General features: G+C 38.0%; 26 protein-coding genes. 25 read left to right on the top strand and 1 reads right to left on the bottom strand.

From position 1 onward, the window contains the following. The first annotated feature begins 149 nt into the window (after window positions 1-149). Entirely contained in the window at window positions 150-1448 is a 1299-nt protein-coding gene (locus BM012_RS11350; protein ID WP_061804710.1) for an MFS transporter, read from the top strand. Window positions 1449-1504: 56 nt separating this feature from the next. After that, window positions 1505-1825, top strand: coding sequence for a four-helix bundle copper-binding protein (locus BM012_RS11355; RefSeq protein WP_061804709.1), 321 nt, complete (start codon window positions 1505-1507; stop codon window positions 1823-1825). A gap of 34 nt (window positions 1826-1859) precedes the next feature. On the opposite strand, the gene BM012_RS11360 is transcribed toward BM012_RS11355, so the two are convergent. After that, window positions 1860-2045, bottom strand: a complete 186-nt coding sequence (locus BM012_RS11360; RefSeq protein ID WP_019394906.1) for a PspC domain-containing protein — start codon at window positions 2043-2045, stop codon at window positions 1860-1862. Window positions 2046-2271: 226 nt separating this feature from the next. On the opposite strand from BM012_RS11360, the gene BM012_RS11365 reads away from it, so the two are divergent. From BM012_RS11365 to hisIE, 23 genes are all read left to right on the top strand, one after another. Further along, window positions 2272-3870 (top strand): sensor histidine kinase, encoded by a 1599-nt coding sequence (locus tag BM012_RS11365; RefSeq protein ID WP_061804708.1) that lies wholly within the window; start codon window positions 2272-2274, stop codon window positions 3868-3870. Window positions 3871-3884: 14 nt separating this feature from the next. Then, window positions 3885-4571, top strand: a complete 687-nt coding sequence (locus BM012_RS11370) for a response regulator (protein ID WP_061804707.1) — start codon at window positions 3885-3887, stop codon at window positions 4569-4571. 13 nt (window positions 4572-4584) lie between these two features. Beyond that, complete coding sequence (locus BM012_RS11375; protein ID WP_061804706.1) at window positions 4585-5550, top strand: tripartite tricarboxylate transporter substrate binding protein; 966 nt, start codon at window positions 4585-4587, stop codon at window positions 5548-5550. Window positions 5551-5749: 199 nt separating this feature from the next. Then, window positions 5750-7729 carry an excinuclease ABC subunit UvrB gene (gene uvrB / locus BM012_RS11380; protein WP_061804705.1) on the top strand — a complete coding sequence of 660 codons (1980 nt, stop codon included), beginning with the start codon at window positions 5750-5752 and terminating at the stop codon, window positions 7727-7729. A 7-nt stretch (window positions 7730-7736) separates the two neighbouring features. Further along, entirely contained in the window at window positions 7737-10613 is a 2877-nt protein-coding gene (gene uvrA, locus BM012_RS11385) for an excinuclease ABC subunit UvrA (RefSeq protein WP_061804704.1), read from the top strand. A gap of 128 nt (window positions 10614-10741) precedes the next feature. Next, complete coding sequence (locus BM012_RS11390; RefSeq protein WP_061804703.1) at window positions 10742-11056, top strand: magnetosome magnetite crystal formation protein family; 315 nt, start codon at window positions 10742-10744, stop codon at window positions 11054-11056. A gap of 15 nt (window positions 11057-11071) precedes the next feature. Further along, window positions 11072-12166: a DUF4097 family beta strand repeat-containing protein gene (locus BM012_RS11395; RefSeq protein ID WP_061804702.1), complete on the top strand. Its 1095-nt coding sequence runs from the start codon at window positions 11072-11074 to the stop codon at window positions 12164-12166. Between the two features lie 3 nt (window positions 12167-12169). Beyond that, entirely contained in the window at window positions 12170-12361 is a 192-nt protein-coding gene (locus BM012_RS11400) for a PspC domain-containing protein (protein WP_061804701.1), read from the top strand. A gap of 3 nt (window positions 12362-12364) precedes the next feature. Continuing rightward, window positions 12365-12724, top strand: a complete 360-nt coding sequence (locus tag BM012_RS11405) for a phage holin family protein (RefSeq protein WP_061804700.1) — start codon at window positions 12365-12367, stop codon at window positions 12722-12724. Between the two features lie 155 nt (window positions 12725-12879). Continuing rightward, window positions 12880-13827, top strand: coding sequence for an HPr(Ser) kinase/phosphatase (gene hprK / locus BM012_RS11410; RefSeq protein WP_061804699.1), 948 nt, complete (start codon window positions 12880-12882; stop codon window positions 13825-13827). A 32-nt stretch (window positions 13828-13859) separates the two neighbouring features. Further along, window positions 13860-14669 (top strand): prolipoprotein diacylglyceryl transferase, encoded by an 810-nt coding sequence (lgt, locus tag BM012_RS11415; protein WP_061804698.1) that lies wholly within the window; start codon window positions 13860-13862, stop codon window positions 14667-14669. A 34-nt stretch (window positions 14670-14703) separates the two neighbouring features. Next, the gene (locus BM012_RS11420; RefSeq protein WP_061804697.1) at window positions 14704-15651 is read left to right on the top strand and encodes a nucleoside recognition domain-containing protein; all 948 of its coding nucleotides are present in this window, start codon (window positions 14704-14706) and stop codon (window positions 15649-15651) included. Beyond that, on the top strand, window positions 15641-16282 hold the full coding sequence (ppaX, locus tag BM012_RS11425) for a pyrophosphatase PpaX (RefSeq protein ID WP_061804696.1): 642 nt from the start codon (window positions 15641-15643) through the stop codon (window positions 16280-16282). Before BM012_RS11420 ends, ppaX begins: the two co-directional genes overlap by 11 nt. Before the next feature lie 53 nt (window positions 16283-16335). Beyond that, window positions 16336-16806, top strand: a complete 471-nt coding sequence (locus BM012_RS11430; protein WP_113714263.1) for an acyltransferase — start codon at window positions 16336-16338, stop codon at window positions 16804-16806. Window positions 16807-16956: 150 nt separating this feature from the next. Beyond that, window positions 16957-18306 carry an L-cystine transporter gene (locus BM012_RS11435; RefSeq protein WP_206765079.1) on the top strand — a complete coding sequence of 450 codons (1350 nt, stop codon included), beginning with the start codon at window positions 16957-16959 and terminating at the stop codon, window positions 18304-18306. Between the two features lie 230 nt (window positions 18307-18536). Further along, a complete protein-coding gene (locus BM012_RS11440; protein WP_061804693.1) occupies window positions 18537-19715 on the top strand; it encodes an ATP phosphoribosyltransferase regulatory subunit in 1179 nt (392 codons plus the stop codon). After that, window positions 19712-20341 (top strand): ATP phosphoribosyltransferase, encoded by a 630-nt coding sequence (hisG, locus tag BM012_RS11445; protein WP_061804692.1) that lies wholly within the window; start codon window positions 19712-19714, stop codon window positions 20339-20341. Before BM012_RS11440 ends, hisG begins: the two co-directional genes overlap by 4 nt. A 6-nt stretch (window positions 20342-20347) precedes the next feature. Then, on the top strand, window positions 20348-21628 hold the full coding sequence (gene hisD / locus BM012_RS11450; RefSeq protein ID WP_061804691.1) for a histidinol dehydrogenase: 1281 nt from the start codon (window positions 20348-20350) through the stop codon (window positions 21626-21628). Then, a complete protein-coding gene (hisB, locus tag BM012_RS11455; RefSeq protein ID WP_061804690.1) occupies window positions 21582-22214 on the top strand; it encodes an imidazoleglycerol-phosphate dehydratase HisB in 633 nt (210 codons plus the stop codon). The genes hisD and hisB overlap by 47 nt, the downstream gene beginning before the upstream one ends. A gap of 1 nt (window position 22215) precedes the next feature. Further along, entirely contained in the window at window positions 22216-22857 is a 642-nt protein-coding gene (hisH, locus tag BM012_RS11460) for an imidazole glycerol phosphate synthase subunit HisH (RefSeq protein ID WP_061804689.1), read from the top strand. Beyond that, entirely contained in the window at window positions 22850-23584 is a 735-nt protein-coding gene (gene hisA, locus BM012_RS11465) for a 1-(5-phosphoribosyl)-5-[(5-phosphoribosylamino)methylideneamino]imidazole-4-carboxamide isomerase (RefSeq protein WP_061804688.1), read from the top strand. Before hisH ends, hisA begins: the two co-directional genes overlap by 8 nt. Next, window positions 23581-24339: an imidazole glycerol phosphate synthase subunit HisF gene (hisF, locus tag BM012_RS11470; RefSeq protein ID WP_061804687.1), complete on the top strand. Its 759-nt coding sequence runs from the start codon at window positions 23581-23583 to the stop codon at window positions 24337-24339. The genes hisA and hisF overlap by 4 nt, the downstream gene beginning before the upstream one ends. Beyond that, window positions 24336-24962, top strand: coding sequence for a bifunctional phosphoribosyl-AMP cyclohydrolase/phosphoribosyl-ATP diphosphatase HisIE (gene hisIE / locus BM012_RS11475; RefSeq protein ID WP_061804686.1), 627 nt, complete (start codon window positions 24336-24338; stop codon window positions 24960-24962). The genes hisF and hisIE overlap by 4 nt, the downstream gene beginning before the upstream one ends. The last annotated feature ends 225 nt before the right edge of the window (window positions 24963-25187 follow it).

The raw sequence follows: 25187 nt of genomic DNA on the forward strand, positions 1-25187 counted from the left end.
TATAGCATATTGAGAGCCTGTTCAAATTTTTTTGAACAGGCTTTTTATGTTACCCTCCTTTTTACACATGAGTGAATGCTTTCACAAGTATTTTAAAGAATCATGTGTTTCAAAAAAGAACATTCTAAGAAGAAGGAGGTGAACGTTAAATGGGAATCGATAAGATTAAACGACCTGGTCGTACGCGCTGGCTAATTTCTTCTCTTTTAAGCAGCTTAATTATTTTAAACTATTTTGATCGTGTAGCCATTTCTGTTGCAGCGCCAGCTATTCAAGAGTCGTTCCATCTAAGCGCTACAGAGATTGGGATTGTATTTTCTATTTATACGTATTCATACACAATGATGCAGCTTCCAGTTGGAAGCTTTCTTGATCGGTTCGGTGTCTCTTGGGTGACAAGGATTGGAATGGTACTTTGGAGTTTGCTAACCATTACGATGGCTTTCTTACAAGGAAAACTTTTATTGTATACAGTACGATTTCTAATCGGACTAACAGGAGCCTCTGCTTTTCCAGCTGCATCAAAAGCAACGGCAATGTGGTTTCCGCCAAGTGAGCGAAGCTTGGCTAATTCCTTTTTTGACTCTGCTGCTAAGTTCGCCAATGTACTTGGAGCTCCTTTTGTAGCTTTTATGATTACAAGGTTTGATTGGCGAATAACGTTTCTTACAATTGGAATTATTAACGTTCTATTTACCTTAATTTTTTGGTGGTACTATGAGCAGCCTAATCGCCATAAACGAATTTCTTCGGAAGAGCTTAATTATATTCAAAAGTACAATGCAATTACTGAAGATAAAATGCCCTATGGGACAAGAAAGGTATTAAGTAAGCTGTTTCGTCATCGGAAAGTATGGGGACTAATGATTGGCTTTACTGGATATGGCTATACGTTCAACTTGCTTTTAACATGGATGCCTACTTTTTTTAAAGAGGAGTTTAATTTAGATCTGATGTCTTCTGGACTTTATACAGCTATTCCATGGCTGATTTCAACCGTTTCAGGAATATTAGTAGGTGGATGGCTTGTGGATTACTTTGTGAAGAAAGGGTATGAACCAGCTAAAGTGTACCGTCGAATTATTTTGTGCGGGATGCTACTTGGTTTTGTTTTTCTAGGCTCTATTTTTACAAGTAGTGCAGTTGTTTCTATTGTGTGTATTTCAATTGGATTAGCAGGTATATCAGCTACAGCTCCTGTTGGCTGGTCCATTTCTGCTGAAATTGCTCCTCCAGGTACAACTGCGCTGTTGAGTTCAATTGTTAACCTTGCGAATAACTTATTTGGTGGTATTATAGCAGCAGCTCTAACAGGTTATCTTTTTGACCTAACGGGATCATTTGACTCCAGTTTCCTTGTAGCAGGTGCTGTGTTGCTTATTGGGCTTCTTTTCTATCTCTTTGTGCTTGGTGATATTAAGAAAATTAATCTGACAGAAGAGAGATAAACATGGATCTTAAAGACGTTGTAGAAAAAATCTTTATAGATTAGGGGGGGAATCAAATGACAAAGCAAGAATGCTTAAAAGCACTTAGGCAATGTTTAGCAGCTTGTAATACTTGTTATACAGAGGGTTTAAAAGAAAAGGATATCAATCATATGCGAGAATGTATTAAAACAGACCGCCAATGTGCAATGATTGTCTCTCTAACAATGAAAACAATTGAGCTTGAAGGTTCATTTGTCAAGGAAACATGCGAACTTTGTGCAATGGTTTGTGATCAATGTGCAAAAGAGGGTGAAAAACATGACCCTCCTCATTGTAAGGAATGTGCTCAAGCATGTAAGGTTTGTGGAGCAGCTTGCAGAGAAATGGTAGCCTAAAAAAAGCCCTCATTTTATATGAGGGCTTTTTTATTTACTGCTTTGGAAGAACAGCTCCTAAAACACCGTATACAAGTGCAACAGGTAGAAAAGCTGTGACAAAACATAGAATGACAACTAAAATTCGGATGAGTGAAGCACTAATACCGAACTTTTCTGATAGTCCTCCACAAACACCAAGCAATACTTTTCTTCTTTTGGATCGATATAATGAATTCAAGTTTTTTCTCCTTTCGCATATAGCTATGATTAGTGAAAAGGAACGGTTATTTATTCAGCTACTATATGTATACCCTTCTATTAACAATCGTAAAAGTTAAAAAGTGAACATTCCTCAACAAGTCATTAACTTTTCATTATTCTATAAATTCCAAACATTTAGTATTGAAAAATAGGTTTAATACGTCTAGATTAGAATATAAGTGGAAGTGAATGAGGAGTTAATAATGAAACAGAAATCGTTTGTATCGCTAAAAACTAAAATTCTAACTCTTATTATTGGGCTTATTTTAGGGATTGTTCTTCTTTTAACAACAATTTATATTTACAATGAAATTCAAGATGAACGCGATAAGGTTGAAAAGCTCTCATTGCAAGTAGTGAAAACGCTTTCTTTCTTACCTCCTATTCAACATGCATTCGAAAATTCACCTGAAGATGCAAAAATCATTCTTCAGCAGATGAGAGCTCAGGTTGGAGCAGATGCGCTGAGGATTACAAGTAAAGAAGGAAAGTCTTATTCATACCCTACAAGAGGTTCTACGATATCTAATGTTTATGAGCCTATAAATTATAAAGCACTAACTTTTGGAGGTTACTATTTAAAAGAAGGAAAAGGCGTTAATGGCCCGTCTTATATCGCAAAGGCACCGATTGTACAAGAAAATGAGGATAGTGAAAAAATCATTGGTGTTGTTACAGCAGAGTTTTCAAAGAAGTCTATATACAAAGAAATCTGGAACAAACTTCATGTTGTATTATTTTCTTCTCTAGTTGTTGTGCTATTGGGCATTTGGGGAGGTATCCTCTTAACAAAAAGCATTCGAAAAGACACATTAGGCTTAGAACCAGCTGAAATCTCTTCCTTATATAGAGAAAGGCAGGCTGTTATTCAATCAATTAAAGAAGGAATTGTGTCAATCGATAGAGAGGGCTATATTACAACATTTAATCAATCAGCAAAAGAGTTACTTGGACTTGAAGAAGCGAATTCAGGTCAGCTGCTAGAGCATATCTACCCTCAAATTGGGATGAAGGATGTGCTTATGACAGGAGAAAGTAAAAGTAATGAAGAGTGCTTAATAAATGATAAGCTTCTTATTGTAAATGTAACGCCAATTATGCGAAAAGAGAAAATCATCGGAGGAGTGGCCAGTTTTCGAGACAAAACAGAGCTTAAGAAACTAGTTGACAAGCTTTCTGAAGTGAAAAAGTACTCTGAAGATCTAAGAGCTCAAACCCATGAGTTTGCAAACAAACTTCACCTTCTCCTCGGATTGCTTCAATTAGGCTACTATGATGAAGCAATTGCTTTTATTGAGGAAGAATATGGGTTTCAAAAATCTCAAAATGATGCTCTTTTTCAAAAAATAGTGGATCACAAAGTCCAAGGTATGTTACTTGGGAAAATTGGTAAAGCATCTGAGAAAAAAATTCATTTTACAATTGATGAAAACAGTTCGTTGCATCAGATTCCAAAACATATTGAAACTTCTGAGCTGACGGTGATTATTGGAAACCTAATTGATAATGCTTTTGAAGCTGTTAGAAGCATGGATAGAGAAAAAAAGGTGAGCTTTTTTATCACTGACCTCGGACAGGACATTATTATTGAAGTAGAGGATAATGGAGAAGGAATATCTGATGAACAGATTTCAATTATTTTTCAATCAGCTTTCTCAACGAAAGGAAAAGATAGGGGATATGGATTAACAAACGTGAAGAGAGCTGTTGCTCACCTTCATGGAGAAATTGAAGTTCAAAGTGAGAAAGGAAAGAGGACTATTTTTACAGTCTATCTACCAAAAGAAATTAAAGGGGCATAAAAGGGGAGTCCAACATGTTACGAGTAGCAATTGCAGAAGACGATTTCCGAATCGCTGATATTCAAGAGAAATTTCTTTTAAAAATAGAAGAAACAGAGGTTGTAGGAAAAGCATTTAATGCAGAACAAACAATGGAGCTTTTGAGAGAGAATGAGGCTGATTTGCTTTTACTTGATATCTACCTTCCAGATCAAACAGGAATTGATCTTCTGCCTAGTTTAAAGCAGGAGTTTAGAGACTTAGATGTGATTTTGATCACAGCCGCAAGGGAAAAGGAGCTATTAGAAAGAGCTTTAAAAATAGGGGTTGAGAACTATTTAATCAAACCTGTAAGTGCTGAAAAATTTACAGAGGCAATTAAAAAATATAAAAAGAAGAAAGAAATGCTTCAATCTGCTGAAGAGATTGATCAAACGTTTGTAGAACTTTTCTTCCAAGGCATCCATGAAGCTTCAGCGGCTGAGAAGCAGCTTCCTTCTGGCATTGATCCATTGACGCTAGAGAAGATTACTAAAGTTATGAATCAATTTCATAAGGGGGCTTCAATTGAAGAAGTAAGCGAAGCGATGGGGGCTTCTCGTACAACAGCTCGGCGTTATTTAGAATATCTTGTATCCATTCAACGGTTAAGAGCAGAGTTAGAATACGGCATTGTGGGAAGACCGGAGCGAAAATACTACTTGATTGCGAGTGAAGAATGAGTGGAGGTATTAAATGAGAAAAATAATGCTGTTTATCAGTTTGTTTATACTCGTTTATATATCAGGCTGTGCCGAGAAAGAAAACGACAAAGAAGCCTTTCCAACGCGTGAGTTAGAAATTGTCATACCAGGCGCCTCTACGGGAGGATGGGGACAGACAGCTAAAGGGATGCAGTCCATTCTAACAAACGAAAGTATTACAGATCAATCTGTTGTGCTTACTTCTCTTTTAGGTGGAAATGGGGAGAAGGGCTGGAAGTATCTTCAATCACAAGATGGTCATTCTGTCGCAATGAATTCAAGTCTTCTTTTAACAAATAACCTTATTGGGCAAAGTGCTCTAACTTATCGTGATTTTACACCAATTGCAATGCTTTCCACAGAATGGGAAGTTATTGTTGTAAGCAAAAATAGTGGTATTAAAGAAGTGAAAGATATTATTAAAAAGTTGCAGAAAGATCCTGCATCATTAAAATTGGGTATTTCCCCTGGCATCGGAAATGACGATCATCTATCCTTTATTCAAGGCATCAATCAGTATGGAATCAATGGCGCAAAGCTTGATTTCAGCGTGTATGAAGATCGTTCGTCTCTTCTCTCAGCATTACTTAAGAGGGAGCTTGATGTAACAATTATGCCTCTCTCTGAAGCAAAGCCATATTATAGAGAAGGAAAAATAAAAATGCTTGCTATTTCATCTGAGAAACGGATTGAAAACTTTAAAGAGGTTCCAACATGGAAAGAACAAGGTCTTAATGTTGTTTTTTCACATTGGAGAGGAGTAATGGGACCAAAGGGTATGACAGATGAGCAGATAAAATATTGGGATGAGAAGATTAAAGAAATGGTAGAGACAGAGGAATGGCAACAAATTCTGAAAGATAACGAGTGGGAATCTTTCTATAAAAATCATGAAGAAACAAAAGTATTTTTGCAAGAAGAGGCCCTATTCTACAAAAAACTAGTAAATGGATTTTAATATTTGTATATTTTGAGGACGAAGGGAAACAGCTCCTTCGTTTTTTTGCATGTTTTAAAGGGAATAAGGGAAAAGTGTGTACTACAAACAGAAAAAAGTTCGGTAAAAAATTACAAGAAAATACGAACATATTTTTGGTTTTTCTTCATTTATTGTGATAAGATATTTCTATAATTTGTGTAAGAGCGGGGTGTTTAGTGTGGACAATCAGTTTGAACTTGTTTCTTCTTATCAACCTCAAGGGGATCAGCCTAAGGCTATTGATAAGCTTGTCCAAGGGATTAAAGAAGGTAAACAGCATCAAGTATTGCTTGGAGCAACAGGCACAGGCAAAACGTTCACTGTTTCAAATGTAATTAAAGAAATTAATAAGCCAACGCTTGTTATTGCTCATAACAAAACACTGGCTGGACAGCTCTACAGCGAGTTTAAGGAATTCTTCCCAAACAATGCTGTGGAGTATTTTGTTAGTTATTATGATTACTATCAACCAGAGGCATATGTTCCTCAAACAGATACATTTATTGAGAAAGATGCAAGTATTAATGATGAAATTGATAAGCTTCGTCACTCGGCAACGTCTTCTTTGTTTGAAAGAAATGACGTTATTATCATTGCCAGCGTCTCTTGTATCTATGGTCTAGGTTCACCTGAAGAGTATAAAGAGATGGTTCTATCACTAAGAGTAGGCATGGAACGAGAGCGAAATGAGCTTTTGCGCAATCTCGTGGATATTCAGTATGAACGAAATGATATTGATTTTAAACGCGGTACGTTTCGCGTTCGTGGTGATGTAGTTGAAATTTTCCCAGTTTCAAGGGATGAACATTGTATACGCGTTGAATTTTTTGGAGATGAAATTGATCGGATTCGAGAAGTGGATGCTTTGACAGGGGAAATTATTGGTGACCGTAACCATGTAGCCATTTATCCTGCTTCCCACTTCGTTACTCGTGAAGAAAAAATGCGTGTTGCTATTCAAAATATCGAAAAAGAGTTGGAAGATCGCCTTAAAGTATTAAAGGATAACGATAAGCTGCTAGAAGCACAGCGACTAGAACAACGCACACGCTACGATCTCGAAATGATGCGTGAAATGGGATTTTGTTCAGGGATTGAAAACTACTCTCGTCATTTAACGCTTCGCCCACCAGGATCAACTCCGTATACGCTTTTAGATTTCTTCCCAGATGACTTTTTAATGATTGTGGATGAGTCACATGTAACAATGCCACAAATTCGCGGCATGTATAACGGTGACCAAGCACGTAAACAGGTTCTTGTTGATCACGGGTTTCGGTTGCCTTCTGCTCTTGACAACCGTCCGCTTCGCTTTGAAGAATACGAGAAACATATTTCTCAAATGATTTATGTTTCAGCAACGCCAGGGCCTTATGAAATGGAAAAAGCACCAGAATTCATTGAGCAGATTATTAGACCGACAGGATTACTTGATCCAACAATTGATGTGCGTCCAATTAAAGGACAAATTGATGATCTTGTAGGCGAAATTCGTCAGCGTACTGAACGAAATGAGCGGGTACTTATAACAACGTTAACGAAAAAAATGTCGGAAGATTTAACAGACTACTTAAAAGAGCTTGGCATTAAGGTCAACTATCTTCATTCAGAAATAAAAACATTAGAACGTATTGAAACAATTCGTGAGCTTCGCATTGGCACATATGATGTGCTTGTTGGGATCAATTTATTAAGAGAAGGGCTAGATATTCCAGAAGTTTCTCTTGTAGCTATCCTTGATGCGGATAAAGAAGGGTTTTTACGTTCAGAACGTTCTCTTATCCAAACGATTGGTCGTGCTGCAAGGAACGAAAATGGTCATGTTATCATGTATGCTGACAAAATTACAAAATCAATGGACATTGCCATTAACGAGACAAAACGTCGTCGTGAAACGCAAATAGCTTACAACGAAGAACATGGTATAACGCCGCAGACGATTCAGAAAAAAGTACGTGATTCTATTCGAGCAACAATGGTTGCAGAGGATGAAGAACAGTATGAAAATCGTACAGACTTGAAGAAGATGACGAAACGAGAGCGTGCAGAAGTTATTGAGAACATGGAAAGAGAAATGAAAGAAGCTGCAAAAGCGCTCGATTTCGAACGTGCCGCACAGCTTCGTGATACTATTTTAGAGTTGAAAGCGGAGGGATGATTGTCTTATGGCAACAGATCGCATTGTTGTAAAAGGGGCTAGAGCCAATAATTTAAATAATCTTGATGTTACAATTCCTAGAGATAAACTCGTCGTCATGACGGGTTTATCTGGTTCGGGGAAATCTTCATTAGCTTTTGATACGATTTACGCGGAAGGACAGCGGCGCTACGTTGAGTCGTTATCAGCGTACGCTCGTCAGTTTTTAGGACAGATGGATAAGCCGGATGTGGATTCTATTGAAGGTCTTTCACCAGCAATTTCAATTGACCAAAAAACAACAAGCCGTAACCCGCGCTCAACAGTGGGGACAGTCACGGAGATTTATGATTATCTACGCTTACTGTTTGCGCGTGTTGGACGACCAACATGTCCAAATCACGGGATTGAAATTACCTCTCAAACAATCGAACAGATGGTTGACCGCATTTTAGAGTATCCAGAGCGCACGAAACTTCAGGTGCTCGCTCCTGTTGTTGATGGACGTAAAGGTATGCATGTAAAAGTGCTTGAAGGTATTAAAAAACAAGGATTCGTACGCGTTCGAATTGATGGGGAAATGTATGATCTTGGCGATGACATTGATCTTGAAAAAAATAAAAAACATACTATCCAAGTAGTTGTTGACCGTATTGTTGTAAAAGAAGGGGTAGAAACACGTTTAGCTGACTCTCTTGAAACGGCACTTCGTTTAGGAGAAGGAAAAGTCGTTATTGATGTTATCGGAGAAGAAGAGCTTCTTTTCAGTGAACATCACGCATGTCCGTATTGTGGTTTCTCAATCGGTGAACTTGAGCCAAGAATGTTTTCATTTAACAGCCCATTTGGAGCTTGTACAAGCTGTGATGGATTAGGGGTTCGTCTTGAAGTTGATTTAGATCTTGTGATTCCAAACTATGATTTATCGCTCAAAGAACATGCAATTGCACCTTGGGAGCCAACAAGTTCACAATATTATCCACAGCTTTTAAAAGCTGTTTGTGTGCATTATGGAATCGATATGGACATCCCTGTTCGTGATATTCCTAAGCATTTGTTAGACAAAGTGCTCTATGGGAGTGATAAAGAACGTATTCATTTTCGCTATGAAAATGATTTTGGACAAATTCGTGAAAACGATATTGAGTTCGAAGGGGTTATCCCAAACATTGAGCGTCGTTATCGTGAAACAAGCTCAGACTACATTCGCGAGCAGATGGAAAAATATATGGGAGAACAGCCTTGTCCAAAGTGTAAAGGCAACCGTCTTAAGAAAGAAACGCTTGCTGTTTTAATTGATGGTAAGCATATTGGGAAGGTAACAAGTTTTTCTGTACAAGAAGCATATGAGTTTTTTGCAACCCTTAGTCTTTCTGAAAAAGAGATGCAAATTGCTCAAATGATTTTAAGAGAAATTACAGAGCGTCTAGGGTTTTTAAACAACGTTGGTCTTGATTATTTAACATTGAACAGAGCTGCAGGAACGCTTTCAGGAGGCGAAGCACAGCGCATCCGTTTGGCAACTCAGATTGGTTCTCGTTTATCAGGCGTTTTATATATTTTAGATGAACCATCAATTGGACTTCACCAACGCGACAACGATCGTCTTATCGAAACAATGCAGAGCATGCGCGACTTAGGAAATACACTTATTGTTGTTGAACATGATGAAGATACAATGATGGCAGCTGATTATCTTATTGATATTGGTCCTGGAGCAGGGATTCATGGAGGAGAAGTTGTTTCAGCCGGAACGCCTGAAGAAGTAATGAATGACGAAAAATCTTTAACAGGTCAATATTTATCAGGAAAGAAATTCATCCCACTGCCGACAGAGCGAAGAGCTGTTGATAAGGGGCGAATGCTTGAAATTGTAGGAGCAAAAGAAAATAACTTAAAAAATGTGAAAGTAAAGCTTCCACTAGGTTTATTCCTTGCTGTAACAGGCGTATCAGGTTCAGGGAAGAGTACGCTTATCAACGAAGTGCTAAGAAAATCGCTGTCCCAAAAGTTGAATAATGCGAAACAGAAACCAGGGGAACATAAAGAAATTAAGGGAATTGATCACCTTGATAAAATTGTTGATATTGATCAATCACCTATTGGTAGGACACCTCGCTCAAATCCAGCAACATATACGGGTGTGTTTGATCATATTCGTGACTTATTTGCTCAAACAAATGAAGCGAAAACACGCGGGTATCAGAAAGGACGTTTTAGCTTTAATGTAAAGGGAGGACGTTGTGAAGCATGCCGAGGAGATGGAATTATCAAAATCGAAATGCACTTCCTTCCAGATGTGTATGTTCCATGCGAGGTTTGCCATGGGAAGCGATATAATCGTGAAACGCTTGAAGTAAAATATAAAGGAAAGAACATTGCAGATGTTTTAGAAATGACGGTTGAAGATGCAATTGAATTCTTTGAAAATATTCCTAAAATCAAGCGTAAGCTTCAAACAATTGAAGATGTTGGCCTAGGTTACATTACACTTGGTCAACCGGCTACGACTCTCTCAGGAGGCGAAGCACAGCGTGTGAAGCTTGCATCAGAACTTCATCGTCGTTCAACAGGCCGTACAATGTATATTTTAGATGAACCAACAACAGGTTTGCATGTTGATGATATTGCTCGTTTATTAAAAGTTCTTCAGCGATTAGTTGGCAATGGAGACACTGTGCTTGTTATTGAACATAACTTAGATGTTATTAAGACTGCTGATTATCTTATTGATCTTGGTCCTGATGGTGGGGATAAAGGTGGACAAATTGTAGCAACGGGAGTACCAGAAGAAGTCGCAAATGTTGAAGGATCTTATACAGGCCGTTATCTTGCGCCTATCCTTGATCGAGATCGTAAAAGAATGGAAGATCGTTTAAAAGGAGCAGAAACAGTTAAATCATAATATGAAAAGGGTAAGTCTACTAAAAAGTGGCTTATCCTTTTTTTATAGAGCTAATGAAAGTTTTTCGAATGTTGAAACTTAATTCAACATAAAAACGTAATACAGATAAAGGAGATGAAAAAACAAATATGGAGTCTAATAAAGTCTTGTCAGCCCTTTCTTATTTTAGTCTTTTCTTTGCTCCCTTTCTCTTACCAATTATCATCTACTTTGTTACCCAAGATAAAAGAGTTAAGGATGATGCAAAATGGGCATTGTTCTCTCATATATTACCAGTGTTATCAATGCCTTTATTCTTCCTTTACCTTATCCCATATTTCTCAGGTCACTATGGCTTATCAGCCGCATGGATTATTTTTGTTGCTATCCTGTGTCTTGTTCTCTCGTTTGGAGTTGCCATTTGGAATGTTGTTAAAGGGATTAAAGTCATCATTGATCGTTAATAAGGAGGAAATATAATGGAAAACCAACGTAAACAGCTTCTGAAAATGATTGAAGAAGGTCGAATTTCTGCTGAGGAAGCATTTAAATTACTTGAAGCAATGGAAAGAGAAGAAAAAGAAGCAAAACAAAAGGAAGAAAAAGCAGTAGAAGTTTCTCCTTTTGTAGACGAGAAAGCTTTTCAAAAGGAAGAGCCTCCTCGTGAACGTGATTTAAAGAAAAAAGTGTTTTCATTTTTAGATCAAACTGTAAAGAAGATTAAAGATACAGATTTAGATTTTAACTTTGGTACTTCTTACGATGTTAATCAAATTTTCCAACATAGTGATATGGAAGTTAGTAGCCTTGACCTTGATATTGCAAACGGAAATGTAACAATCGAACCTTGGTCACAAAATGAGGTGCGTATTGAATGTTCAGCAAAAGTTTATAAAGTAAATAGCCAAGAAGAAGCCAAGAAGCTTTTCTCTCAAGAAACAATATTTTCTACTGAAGAAGGCAAGATCCGTTTCAATGTTCAAAATAAAGGGATTAAAGTCAAAGCACACCTGTTCATTCCAAATGTAGAGTATAATGAAATCATATTGCGCACGTTTAACGGTCCTATCGTTGGGAAAGATTTAAAAATAGGAAATTTAAAAGCTAAAACGGCGAACGGCAGCTTATCATTTAAGAATATACGCGGGGAAAAAGGGGAGTTTGAGACAGTACACGGAGCTCTTTCACTACAAAATATTTCACTCAATAAGTGTGAAGGAGAGACAATCAATGGAGCTATTAATTTAAGGGGAGAAGCAAGACATGTTGATTTGCAGACGTTCAATGGAAGCATTGAACAGTATTTAATACAGCCTTCTCAATACGTGTTTCTAAAATCAACAGCAGGAAGCATTAAAACTTTCTTTGCACCTGGAGCTTTTATTGATGGAAGTATTCGCTCAAACTTTGGCAACCTTACATGTAACCTTCCAAATGTTCATATATTAGAAGAAAAGAATGAGAAAATTCAAAAGGTTTTAAAGTTCCGCTCTATTAATAGTGGGGAAAGTGTCACGAAAATAGTGGCTGAATCTAGAACAGGAGCTATTGGACTGTATGAAAGGGAAGTGTAGCAATTGAAGGCAAAGCTGTATCGTTCTGTAAAGGACCGTAAGTTAGGTGGAGTACTCGGTGGACTTGCTGACTATTTAAATATGGACAGCAGCCTTCTTCGTATTATTTTTATTGTTGCATTTATTGGCGGAGTAGGATCTATTGGGTGGATTTATCTAATATGGATTTTCATCGTTCCAAATGAAGGAGAATAACTTATGTGGAAAAGATGGGTTATTAGCATTGTTGTGAATGCATTAAGCCTCATGATTGTAGCAACTATTTTTGACGATTTTTATTTGAGTTCAGTTAGTGCAGCTGTAATTGCTGCTATTGTGCTCTCTATTATTAACATCATCATTAAGCCAATTCTTATTTTATTTACGTTACCAGCAACAATCTTAACATTAGGATTGTTCCTATTTGTCATCAATGCCATCACATTGATGATTACACAAGGAATTATTGGAGATGCCTTTATTATTGATGGGTTTAGTACAGCTTTGTTTGCGGCAATTATTATGGCACTATTAAATTTAATCGCTCAAAAAGCATTTATTGAGCCAATGCAACGTTAGAAGAGCAGGTGAAGGTACCTGCTCTTTTTTTAGTTTTTTTAAGAAATTTTTCTTCTAAAATCATTTAATGATACAATAAACAGGATAACAGCATTTGTAATTAGGAAGAGAAAATATCTTTACATCAAATACGAGAAAACAGGGAGGAACCACCCTTGGCAAAAGTGAGAACAAAAGACATAATAGAGAAATTTAATCTAGAACTAATCAGTGGCGAAGAAGGGGTGAACCGCCCGATTACAGTGAGTGATATTTCACGACCTGGCATTGAGATGACAGGCTATTTTACATATTATCCTGCAGAGCGTCTTCAGCTTCTTGGAAAAACAGAGCTTTCTTTTTTCAATCAACTTGATGCTGAGCAAAAGCAAATTAGAATGGAAAAGCTTTGTACAGATATTACTCCAGCTATTGTTGTATCAAGAGATATGGAAGTGCCACAAGAGCTTATTGAAGCGTCTGAGCGCGAGTCTGTGCCTGTTTTGCGCTCTGACATGAAAACAACACGCTTATCAAGTCGATTGACAAACTACTTAGAAAGTAAACTTGCTCCTACGACAGCGGTACACGGTGTATTAGTTGATATTTACGGTGTTGGTGTTTTAATCATCGGAAAAAGCGGAGTTGGGAAAAGTGAAACAGCACTTGAGCTTGTAAAACGAGGACATCGTTTAGTTGCTGATGACTGTGTTGAAATTCGTCAGGAAGACCAGGATACTTTAATTGGAAACGCTCCTGGGTTAATTGAACATCTTCTAGAGATTCGCGGACTAGGTATTATTAATGTTATGACACTCTTTGGAGCAGGTGCTGTGAGAAACTTTAAGCGCATCACTCTCGTTATTAACTTGGAGACATGGGATCAAACAAAGCATTATGATCGTCTTGGTCTTGAGGAAGAAAAAATGAAAATTATTGATACACAGATTACGAAACTAACAGTTCCTGTACGTCCAGGTCGAAACTTAGCCGTTATCATTGAGGTAGCTGCAATGAACTATCGTCTTAAGAAAATGGGTATTAACGCAGCTGAACAATTTTCGAATCGCCTAACAGGGGCAATTGAAGATACAACGCTTGAAGACCATGACGAAACATATTGAGAAAAGACTAAACCATAAAGGAAGTGAGAGAGATGGAAGACATTCAGCCACTTGATCGTGTGTTCCTCGAAATTGGTCCACTAACGGTTTATTGGTATGGGGTGATTATCGGGATTGGCGTAATCCTTGGTCTTTATTTAGCAACAAAAGAATGTGAGCGTCGAGGTATTCCGAAAGAAGTCTTTGTTGATCTAGTTCTATTTGCAGTACCGATTGCTATTATCTTTGCGCGTGTTTATTATGTAGCATTTAAATGGGACTATTATTCTGAGAACTTAGTTCAAATCCCGCAGATTTGGCATGGAGGGATCGCAATTCATGGAGGACTCATTGGAGCTGTATTAACAGCCGTTATCTATTCTAAAGTGAGAGGATACTCATTTTGGAAGCTCGCTGATATTGCAGCCCCAAGTATTTTACTAGGTCAGGCAATTGGTCGATGGGGAAATTTTATGAACCAAGAAGCACATGGAGGACCTGTTTCAAGAGCCTTCTTAGAAAACTTACATTTGCCAAAGTTCATTATAGATCAAATGTATATTAATGGGACTTATTATCACCCAACATTTTTATATGAGTCACTGTGGAGCATAGTTGGCGTCATTGTTTTAATCTTGTTAAGAAGAGTAAACTTACGTCGAGGAGAGCTTTTCTTTACATACGTTATTTGGTATTCAATTGGGCGCGTCTTTATTGAAGGTATGAGAACAGATAGTTTGATGCTGACAAGTTCACTTCGTATTGCTCAAGTTATTTCTATTGTATTAATTCTCCTTTCTATTGTTTTTATTATAGTTCGTCGCTGGAAAGGATGGAGCAAGAAGCACTATCTTGATCAGTAATGTTCAATAATTTAGGGGGAGGGGGATATACTTCATGAAAAAGTCACTTCAAAGGGGAATAATCTCAGGGTTAAAAACAACATGGACACTTGGGAAAATCATTTTTCCTGTTACGCTTATTGTTTATCTTCTTCGGTATACGCCAGTCATTGATCTTATTGCTTCGTGGCTAACACCTGTAATGAAAGTCATTGGACTTCCAGGGGATGCAGCTGTTCCACTTGTTTTAGGGAACTTACTTAATTTGTATGCTGGGATTGCAGGAATCTTAACGCTCGACTTGTCTGTAAAAGAAGTTTTTATTCTAGCTGTTATGCTGTCATTTAGTCATAACTTGCTTATTGAATCAACAGTAGCGTTGAAAGTGGGAGTTAGACTTTCCGTTATTTTGTCTGTTCGTATTGGGCTTGCTCTCTTGTCTGCTTTTATTATCAATCTTGTTTGGAAAGGTGGAGGAGAGCAGGCTCAGTACGGCTTTATTTCTCAAAAGGATGAAGTTGTATCAGGATGGGGAGCCATTATACTAAAAGGGATTGAAACAGCTGCTATGGGGATTTTACAGCTGGCCATCATTGTTATCCCTGTCATGATCGCACTTCAAATTTTAAAAGATTTAGGATGGTTAAGTAAGTTTTCAAATAAGATGGTTCCTTTTACAAAATTATTGGGCATGAATGGAAATACCTCTACAACGCTTGTAACGGGATTATTAATTGGTTTGGCGTATGGAGCAGGGGTAATGATTCAAGCAGTTCAAGAAGAAGGGGTATCTAAAAAAGATGCAACGCTTGCCTTTATTTTCTTAGTTGCTTGTCACGCAGTTGTAGAAGACACTCTTGTGTTTATTCCGCTTGGTATTCCTGTCCTTCCATTGCTGCTTATTCGCGTTATTACGGCCCTTCTTTTGACGATTGTTATCGCCAAAATTTGGAGCCGCCAAAAAGGATTATCTCAAAGAAAGGAAGTTACCTATGAACGTTAATACTCTTCTTTTTGACTTAGATGGAACATTAATTGATACAAATGAGTTAATCATTTCTTCTTTTTTACATACGCTTGAAACATATTATCCAAGCAAATATAAAAGGAAAGATGTGCTTTCATTTATGGGACCGCCTCTTTATGATTCATTTGCTCAATTAAATCCAGAAAATATAGAGGAAATGGTTGATTGTTATAGAGCATACAACCATGAACATCATGATCGCTTAGTGACAGAATTTCCAACTGTTTTTGAAACGGTAAAATGGTTAAAAGAGCAAGGTTACAAGCTTGGTATTGTAACAACAAAAATTCGTCAGACAGTTGAAATGGGATTGAAGCTAACAGGATTAGATCCTTTTTTCGATGTGGTCATTACGCTTGATGATGTTCAGCATGCTAAACCACATCGTGAACCAATTGATAAAGCATTAGCTAAGCTGAATGCTAAACCAGAGGAAGCAATGATGGTTGGAGATAATTCGCACGATATTCTGGCTGGTAAAAATGCTGGCACAAAGACGGTTGGGGTAGCTTGGAGTGCTAAAGGAAAAGCACATGTTGCTTCATATGAGCCAGACTACATTCTCGATGAGATGGGAGATTTAAAAGCCATACTTGGAGGAAAGTAACAGTGCGAAAATTAGAGCATTATAAAGTACATGATGAGAATGCATTGTGGAACATGTACAAAACAGTCTCATTTTGGAAAGTTGTCAAAAACTTTATTGTGATTCAACTTGCGCGCTATATACCATTTTTAAAAGTGAAAAATTGGCTTTATCGGACTTTTCTTCGCATGAACATTGGAGAAAAAACATCTTTTGCATTAATGGCAATGGTTGATGTCATGTTTCCTGAACGAATTTCCGTTGGTCGTAACTCTATTATTGGCTACAACACAACGATTTTGACTCATGAATATTTAATTAAAGAGTATCGGCTTGGGGATGTAGAAATTGGTAGCGAAGTAATGATTGGAGCAAATACAACGATTTTGCCTGGCGTAAAGATTGGTGATGGAGCCATTGTAGCAGCAGGAACTGTTGTACATCGGAACGTAGCCCCAGGAACATTTGTGGGTGGAAACCCAATGAACGTGATTTATTCAAAAGAAGAAATGGAAAATAGGGATAAAAATAAAGACCTTTCTTAATTCTATAAGAAAGGTCTTTTTAGGTATTAGTAATTCTTACTTTCCTTATTGGGATTGTTGTATTATAATGCTAGAGGGAATAACATATTTACTACATTAGGAGGTTTAACAGCTGTGGATACTTTGTATATCATCATTAATATTTTAATTATGGCAGTGTTCATCGGACTGCTTATCTATATGCAGAGAAAACATGTTTCGTTTTCAAAACGTGTTTTCACAGGTTTAGGTTTAGGGATTGTATACGGTCTTATTTTACAGTTTATTTATGGAGCAACATCAGACGTTGTTGTAACGTCATCTGATTGGTTTAATATTGTCGGAGACGGCTATGTTAAGTTTCTACAAATGCTTGTTGTCCCACTTGTATTCATTTCAATCGTTTCAGCTTTTACACGTTTGAAAATGACGAAGAATATCGGGAAAATTAGTGTCCTTATTATCGGTATCTTACTTGGAACAACGGCTATTTCATCAGCAATTGGTATTGGAGCAACAGCTCTATTTGATTTAGATGCAAATCAGATTGATAGTGGGTCTGTTGAGCAAAGTAGAGGTCTTGAGCTTGAAGATAAGCTTACAGGTGTCAAAGACTTAACATTACCACAACAAATTGTTGAACTACTACCAGCTAACCCATTCCTTGATTTCACAGGAGCTCGTCCAACTTCAACAATTGCGGTTGTTATTTTCGCTGCGTTCATTGGGATAGCTTTCTTAGGTGTAAAACGAAAGCAGCCTGAACAAGCAGAAATGTTTGAAAAGATTATTGAATCTATTCGTACAATTGTAATGCGTATTGTAACGCTTGTTATTCGTCTTACTCCATTTGGAGTATTAGCGATCATGACGAGAACAGCAGCAACAAGTGACTTAAAATCAATTGCAAATCTTGGTGTCTTTGTTATTGCATCATACGTTGCGTTAATTGTAATGTTCTTAGTTCACCTTATTCTTTTATCTGTGTTCGGCTTGAACCCAGTTACGTATGTGAAGAAAATCATTCCAGTTTTACTTTTTGCTTTCACATCACGTTCAAGCGCTGGAACATTGCCAATTAACATTGATACACAAACGAAGAAGCTTGGTGTCCCTGATGCAATTGCAAACTTTGCTGGGTCATTTGGCTTGTCTATTGGGCAAAACGGATGTGCAGGTATTTATCCTACAATGCTTGCTGTAATGATTGCACCAACAGTTGGCATTAATCCATTTTCGCCTTCATTTATTGCAACATTAATTGTTGTTGTTGCTATTAGCTCATTTGGAGTAGCTGGTGTCGGCGGTGGAGCAACGTTTGCTGCTTTAATCGTTCTTTCTACAATGAATCTTCCTGTAGCCCTTGCAGGTCTGCTTATTTCAGTTGAACCTCTTATTGATATGGGACGTACAGCATTGAACGTAAGCGGAAGTATGACAGCAGGAGTTGTCACAAGTAAAGCAACAAAAGAAATTGATACAACTATATATAACGATAGAAGTATTGAACTTGAACATTAAAAAAACCTTGGCTTCGGCCAAGGTTTTTTTTGTTCGTCAATTATGGAAATAATAAGTATTATAAAGATAAGATCAATAAACAGAAAATTTGATTATTTCATACATTATTTGAGCATGAACTGTTGACGAGGCGAAATGAAAGATGTAAACTACTAATAACTTTAATTCATTATTTCTCTAATTCGTTAGTGTGATAAAGTATTTTTATTATAAATCAAAGGATGGTTACGATGTCGAAGTTATTTATGTTTGAAAAGCCACTTGGAATGCGAGATACATTGCCGCAGCTTTATAATCGAAAAAAAGCAGTTCGTGATCAGCTTGCTGGGGAGATTAAAAATTGGGGATATCAATATATGGAAACTCCAACTTTAGAATATTACGAAACGGTCGGAAATGCTTCAGCTATTCTAGATCAGCAACTTTTTAAACTTCTTGATCGACAAGGACGGACACTTGTCTTAAGACCAGATATGACAACGCCAATTGCAAGGGTTGCTTCATCCAAATTAGCTAATGATATTCCACTTCGTCTTGCCTATGAAGCAAACGTATATCGAACACAGCAGGATGAAGGAGGAAGACCGTCAGAATTTGAACAGGTAGGGATTGAACTTATTGGGGACGGAACAATTACAAGTGATGCAGAAGTCATTTCTCTCATGATTAGTGCCCTTAAAAAAGCAGGATTACAATCATTTAAGGTTGCAATTGGTCATGTTGGCTACATTAATTCACTTTTCTTAGAAATTGTTGGAAACGAGGAACGAGCGAATATCCTGCGGCGTTATCTTTATGAAAAAAATTACGTTGGCTATCGTAATCATGTCCAAAACTTAGGGCTTTCTTCCATTGATCGAGATCGCTTATTGAAGCTTCTTGAACTACGCGGAGATGAAACAAAAATTGTAGACGCAATTGACCTTGCTGAAAGTGAAGAAGGGAAGAAGGCAGGAAGACAGCTTCGTGACCTTTGGAAGCTTCTTGAAGTATATGGTGTTACAAATGAAATTAAGATTGATTTTAATCTTGTAAGTCATATGAGTTATTACAGCAGCATTTTGTTTGAAGTTTATGCTGAAAACGTCGGATCTCAAATCGGAAATGGTGGAAGATATAATGAACTTTTGGAAAAGTTTAATCAAAACACACCTGCAACAGGATTTGGCATTCAGCTTAATCGTTTATTAGAAGCGTTGAATGCTCCTGAAGAAGAAGAAAAAATAGATTGTATCCTATATAGTACTGAAAGACTTGCTGAAGCTTTTGCTCTTGCGGAAGAGAAAAGAAAAGCTCAGGAAAAAGTAGTTATTCAGAACATTGCGGGAGTGAAGGACGTTGACTCTTTCACACAAAAATTTGATGACGTAACATATTTAATTGGAAAAGCACGAGGTGAGAATAAATGAGCATCCCTTTAACAATTGCTATGCCGAAAGGTCGTATCTTTGAAGAAGCAGCAGACTTGCTACGAACAGCTGGATTTGCTCTTCCAGCAGAATTTGATGACTCAAGAAAGCTTATTGTGGACGTAGAAGCTGAGAACATGCGCTTTATTTTGGCTAAGCCAATGGATGTAACAACATATGTAGAATATGGAGTTGCAGACCTTGGAATTGCGGGGAAAGATGTCATGCTTGAAGAAGAACGAGATGTTTATGAACTTCTAGACTTAAAGATTAGCAAATGTCATCTTGCTGTAGCTGGTTTGCCTAACGCTATTCGTGATGAAGTTGCTCCAAAGGTAGCAACAAAGTATCCGAACGTTGCTTCTTCATATTTTAGAGAGCAAGGAGAACAAGTGGAGATTATTCGCTTAAATGGATCAATTGAACTTGCTCCTATTGTAGGATTAGCCGATCGAATTGTTGATATTGTTTCAACAGGGCAAACATTAAAAGAGAACGGACTCGTAGAGCTAGAGCATATTGAAGATATTACATCTCGGTTAATCGTAAATCCTGTAAGCTACCGTTTAAAAGACGAGCGAATTGATGAAATTGTAACGAAATTAGCTTCAGTTTTAGAAGGGTGAGAAAAGATGGATATTCGGAAAGTAACGAGTGAGCTAAGTTTAAAACGGAAAATTGATAATGGTACAGGGGAACAGCGTGAAGCTGTTATTAGTATATTAGCAGACGTGGAGAAGCGTGGAGATCAAGCTCTTCGAGCTTATACAAAGAAGTTTGATGGAGCATTGTTGGAAGATTTCCGCGTCTCAGAAGAAGAGATTAAAAGGGCATATGAACAAATTGAGGAGAGCATAGTAAATATCATTACAGAAGCCGCGGAAAATATCCGTGATTACCACGAACGAATGAAAAGCCAATCTTGGATTGTAACAAAACCAGATGGGACAATGCTCGGTCAGCAGGTTACACCACTTGATGCTGTTGGTGTATATGTACCAGGTGGGACAGCGGCATATCCTTCATCAGTATTAATGAACGTTATTCCAGCTCAAGTTGCTGGAGTAGGACGAATTGTAATGACGTCTCCTCCAAACGAAAAAGGCGAACTTCCAGCTGGTGTTCTTGTTGCGGCGAACGAGCTTGGAGTTGATGAAATTTACAAAGTAGGAGGAGCACAAGCTGTCGGTGCTCTCGCTTATGGAACAGAGACAATTGCACCTGTTGATAAAATCGTAGGTCCTGGGAATATTTTTGTTGCACTTGCAAAGCGTGAAGTCTTTGGCCTTGTTGATATCGATGCTATTGCAGGTCCGAGTGAAATTGTCATCTTAGCAGACGAGTCAGCACATCCGGATGAAGTTGCAGCAGATCTTCTTTCCCAAGCAGAGCATGATCGTCTTGCTTCAAGTATTCTCGTTACGCATTCAGAAGAACTTGCCTATCGTGTACAGAAGGAAGTAGAGCAACAATTAAAAACACTGCCTAGAAGAGACATTGCTTTAGCTTCCATAGAAAATTATGGAGCCATTTATGTGACAGAGTCATTAGAAGAATCTGTAACTGTTGTTAATAAATTGGCTCCAGAGCACTTAGAAGTTGTCACAAAAGATCCTTATAATCTACTCGGTCAAATTCGACATGCAGGAGCAATCTTTTTGGGAAGATATAGTTCAGAACCTGTTGGAGATTATTTTGCAGGTCCAAACCATGTTTTGCCGACAAATGGAACAGCGGCGTTTTCTAGTCCGCTTTCTGTGGAGTCTTTTGTTAAGAAATCAAGCATTATTTCTTATAGTGAGAAGGCATTAATCGAAAATGCTAGTAAAATTGCTGCATTTGCCCGCTTAGAAGGATTAGAAGCACATGCACGTGCTGTTGAATCAAGGTTTAAATCGAAGGGAGAAAATTAAAGTGAGAGAAGCTTCAATTGAACGTAAAACAAATGAAACAGATATTGCTCTAAGTATGAACATTGATGGAGAAGGAAAGTCTTCGATCAAAACAGGCGTGCCGTTTCTGGAACATATGCTTGATTTGTTTACAAAACACGGGCAGTTTGACCTTGATATTAAAGCAAATGGAGATACGGAAATTGATGACCACCATACAACAGAAGACATTGGAATTTGTCTTGGTTCGGTTTTTAAAGAAGCGTTAGGAGATAAAAAAGGAATTAAGCGCTATGGCCAAGCTATGGTGCCGATGGATGACGCACTTGCTCAAGTCGTGGTAGATCTGAGCAATCGTCCTCATTTTGAATTAAAAGGAGATATTCCAGCAAGCCAAGTTGGGACATTTGATACAGAACTTGTTGATGAGTTTCTGTGGAAGTTTGCGCTAGAGGCTCGTATGAATCTACACGTTATTATTCACTATGGTCGCAATACACATCACATTATTGAAGCTGTGTTTAAAGCGCTTGGCCGTGCATTAGATGAAGCAACAATGATTGATCCTCGTGTTAAAGGCGTTCCTTCCACGAAAGGAATGTTGTAGTATGATTGGCATTATTGATTATGGAATGGGAAATCTTTATAGCGTCAGCAAAGCACTTGAACGTTTGGATTATGACTATATTATTTCAAATGACCCCAAAGAGCTTAAGAAAACAAAAGGTTACATTCTACCAGGCGTAGGAGCATTTGGAGATGCTATGGAGGAGCTTAACCGTCAAAACCTTGCCTCTTTTATAAAAGAGGAAGCAGATAGAGGAAAACCTCTTCTTGGTATTTGTCTAGGGATGCAGCTTCTATTTGAACAAAGCGAAGAAAATGGAATATCGGATGGTCTTGGCCTTTTAAAAGGGCGCGTTATTAAATTTAAAGGCACTACAGCAGAGGGCGAGTCATATAAAGTTCCTCATATGGGGTGGAATAAGCTAACATTTAACCGAGATTCAGAGCTATTAACAAACGTGGAAGAAGAACATGTTTATTTTGTTCATTCTTATTATGTGGATACAGACGATAAAGAAGCGATTATTGCAACAGCTGATTATGATGTTAAAGTACCCGCTGTTGTTGGCAGGGACAACGTGTTTGGAACACAGTTTCATCCAGAAAAAAGCAGCGATATCGGGGTAAAGATGCTAAGGAATTTTGCAAACTATGTGGAGAAGCGAGGAGAAAGAAGTGAGTAATTTTACGATTTATCCAGCTATTGATATGCGTGGTGGAAAATGTGTCCGCCTTGTCCAAGGGGACTACAGTAAAGAAACGGTCTATGGAGATTCACCGCTTGATATGGCAAAAGTATTTGCAAACGATGGAGCCCAGTGGATTCATATGGTAGATCTTGATGGGGCTAAAAAAGGAGCTCGAGTGAACGATAGCCATGTTTTACTTGTTAAAAAGGAACTGAACGTGTCTGTTCAGATCGGCGGTGGGATTCGTACAGAGGAAGATGTAGCGTTTTATCTAGAGAATGGAATTGACCGCGTTATTTTAGGAAGTGCTGCTATCTCAAACCCTCAGTTTGTGAAGGATATGCTTCACAAATATGGAGAGAAAATTGCCATTGGAATTGATGCAAGGGACGGATATGTTGCAACAGAAGGATGGGTTGAAACTTCAACAATTAAAGCGACAGAGCTTGGTAAGAAGCTCGCAGCTGAAGGAGCTAAAACTTTTATTTTTACGGACATTGCCACAGATGGTATGCTGTCTGGTCCAAATGTGGAGGCAGTGAGGGAACTTGCTGAAGTTACAAAAGCAAATGTGATTGCTTCAGGTGGGGTTAGTTCTCTTGCTGATCTTAAAGATCTTTCCGTGTATGGAGAAAGCGGGATTGAAGGAGCTATTGTCGGCAAGGCTCTTTATACAGAGCAGTTTACCGTAAAAGAAGCACTTAAAGAGGTGGAGAAATGATTACAAAACGAATTATTCCTTGCCTTGATGTAAAAGATGGGCGTGTTGTAAAAGGCGTTCAATTTGTAGAACTTCGCGATGCGGGAGATCCTGTTGAGCTTGCAAAGTTTTATGATGAGGAAGGCGCAGATGAACTGGTTTTTTTAGATATCTCTGCTTCTCATGAAGGTCGTAAAACAATGGTTGATGTTGTAAGAGAAGTTGCCTCACAATTAGCGATTCCCTTTACTGTAGGGGGAGGGATTAATTCGCTTGAGGATATGAAAAGAATGCTTAGAGCAGGTGCTGACAAAGTATCGTTAAATACAGCTGCTTTATTAACTCCCTCGCTTATTACAGAAGGAGCCAACTTCTTTGGTTCCCAATGCATCGTCGTTGCCATTGATGCTAAGTGGGATGAAGGGCTAGGATCGTGGCGTGTATATACGCACGGAGGACGTAATGAGACTAAGTGGGATGTAGTTTCATGGGCGAAAGAAGCAGTGTTAGCAGGAGCAGGTGAAATTCTTTTAACAAGTATGGATTGTGATGGCGAGAAACAAGGATTTAATTTAGAACTGACAAAGGCTGTAAGTGAAGCTGTTTCTGTACCTGTGATTGCATCAGGTGGGGCTGGAAATGCAGAGCACTTCTATGCAGGGTTTGAAGAAGGAAAAGCAGACGCTGGTTTGGCAGCTTCTATTTTTCACTATAAAGAAACGTCAGTAAAGGAAATTAAAGCAGAGCTAAGACAACGAGGAGTGAACGTACGATGAACCTAGAAGATGTTGTATTCGATGAAAAAGGACTTATTCCAGCTATTGTCCAAGATGCGATAAGTAAAGAAGTCCTTACATTAGCTTATATGAACAAGGAATCACTGGAGAAATCTTTAGAGACAAAAGAAACTTGGTTCTATAGTCGATCAAGACAAGAGCTTTGGCACAAAGGAGAAACATCTGGCAATACTCAAAAAATTGTAGGGATGCGTTATGACTGTGACGGAGATGCTCTTGTTGTAGAAGTTGAAATTAATGGACCTGCTTGTCATACTGGAAAATATTCTTGTTTTAACAAGGAGCTTGTAGAGAAGAAATTCGCTTCATCTGATAACCGCTTTGCTATTGTTAATCAACTTGAACAAGTTATTGCAGCTCGTGAACAGGAACGTCCAGAAGGAGCTTATACAACGTATTTATTTGAAAAAGGCGTGGATAAAATTCTGAAAAAAGTCGGAGAAGAAGCTTCAGAAGTTATCATCGCTGCAAAGAACCGTGATCCTGAAGAATTAAAATGGGAAGCAGCTGACTTACTTTATCACTTGCTCGTTCTTCTTCGTGAACAGAAGCTCCCGCTTGATGAAGTGCTTAGCGTTTTAGAAGAAAGACACGGATCATAACAAAGAAAAGACGCTCACGTATAGTGAGCGTCTTTTTTTTCGCTCCCAGTAAAAAGTTAACGGTCGCCTCTACTCTCAAAGCTATTAAGTGTGATATACTACGAACGATATAAATAAAGTAATTCGGCATGAAAATATGGTTTCTTTTGTTGCCTGTCAAAGAGCTTTTTTATAAGCTTTTGATGAGCAGCATTTTTCAGCATGTTGAAGAAATAACTATACTAC

The sequence above is a fragment of the Priestia endophytica DSM 13796 genome (genome assembly GCF_900115845.1).
GTDB classification, from domain to species: Bacteria; Bacillota; Bacilli; order Bacillales; family Bacillaceae_H; genus Bacillus_I; species Bacillus_I endophytica.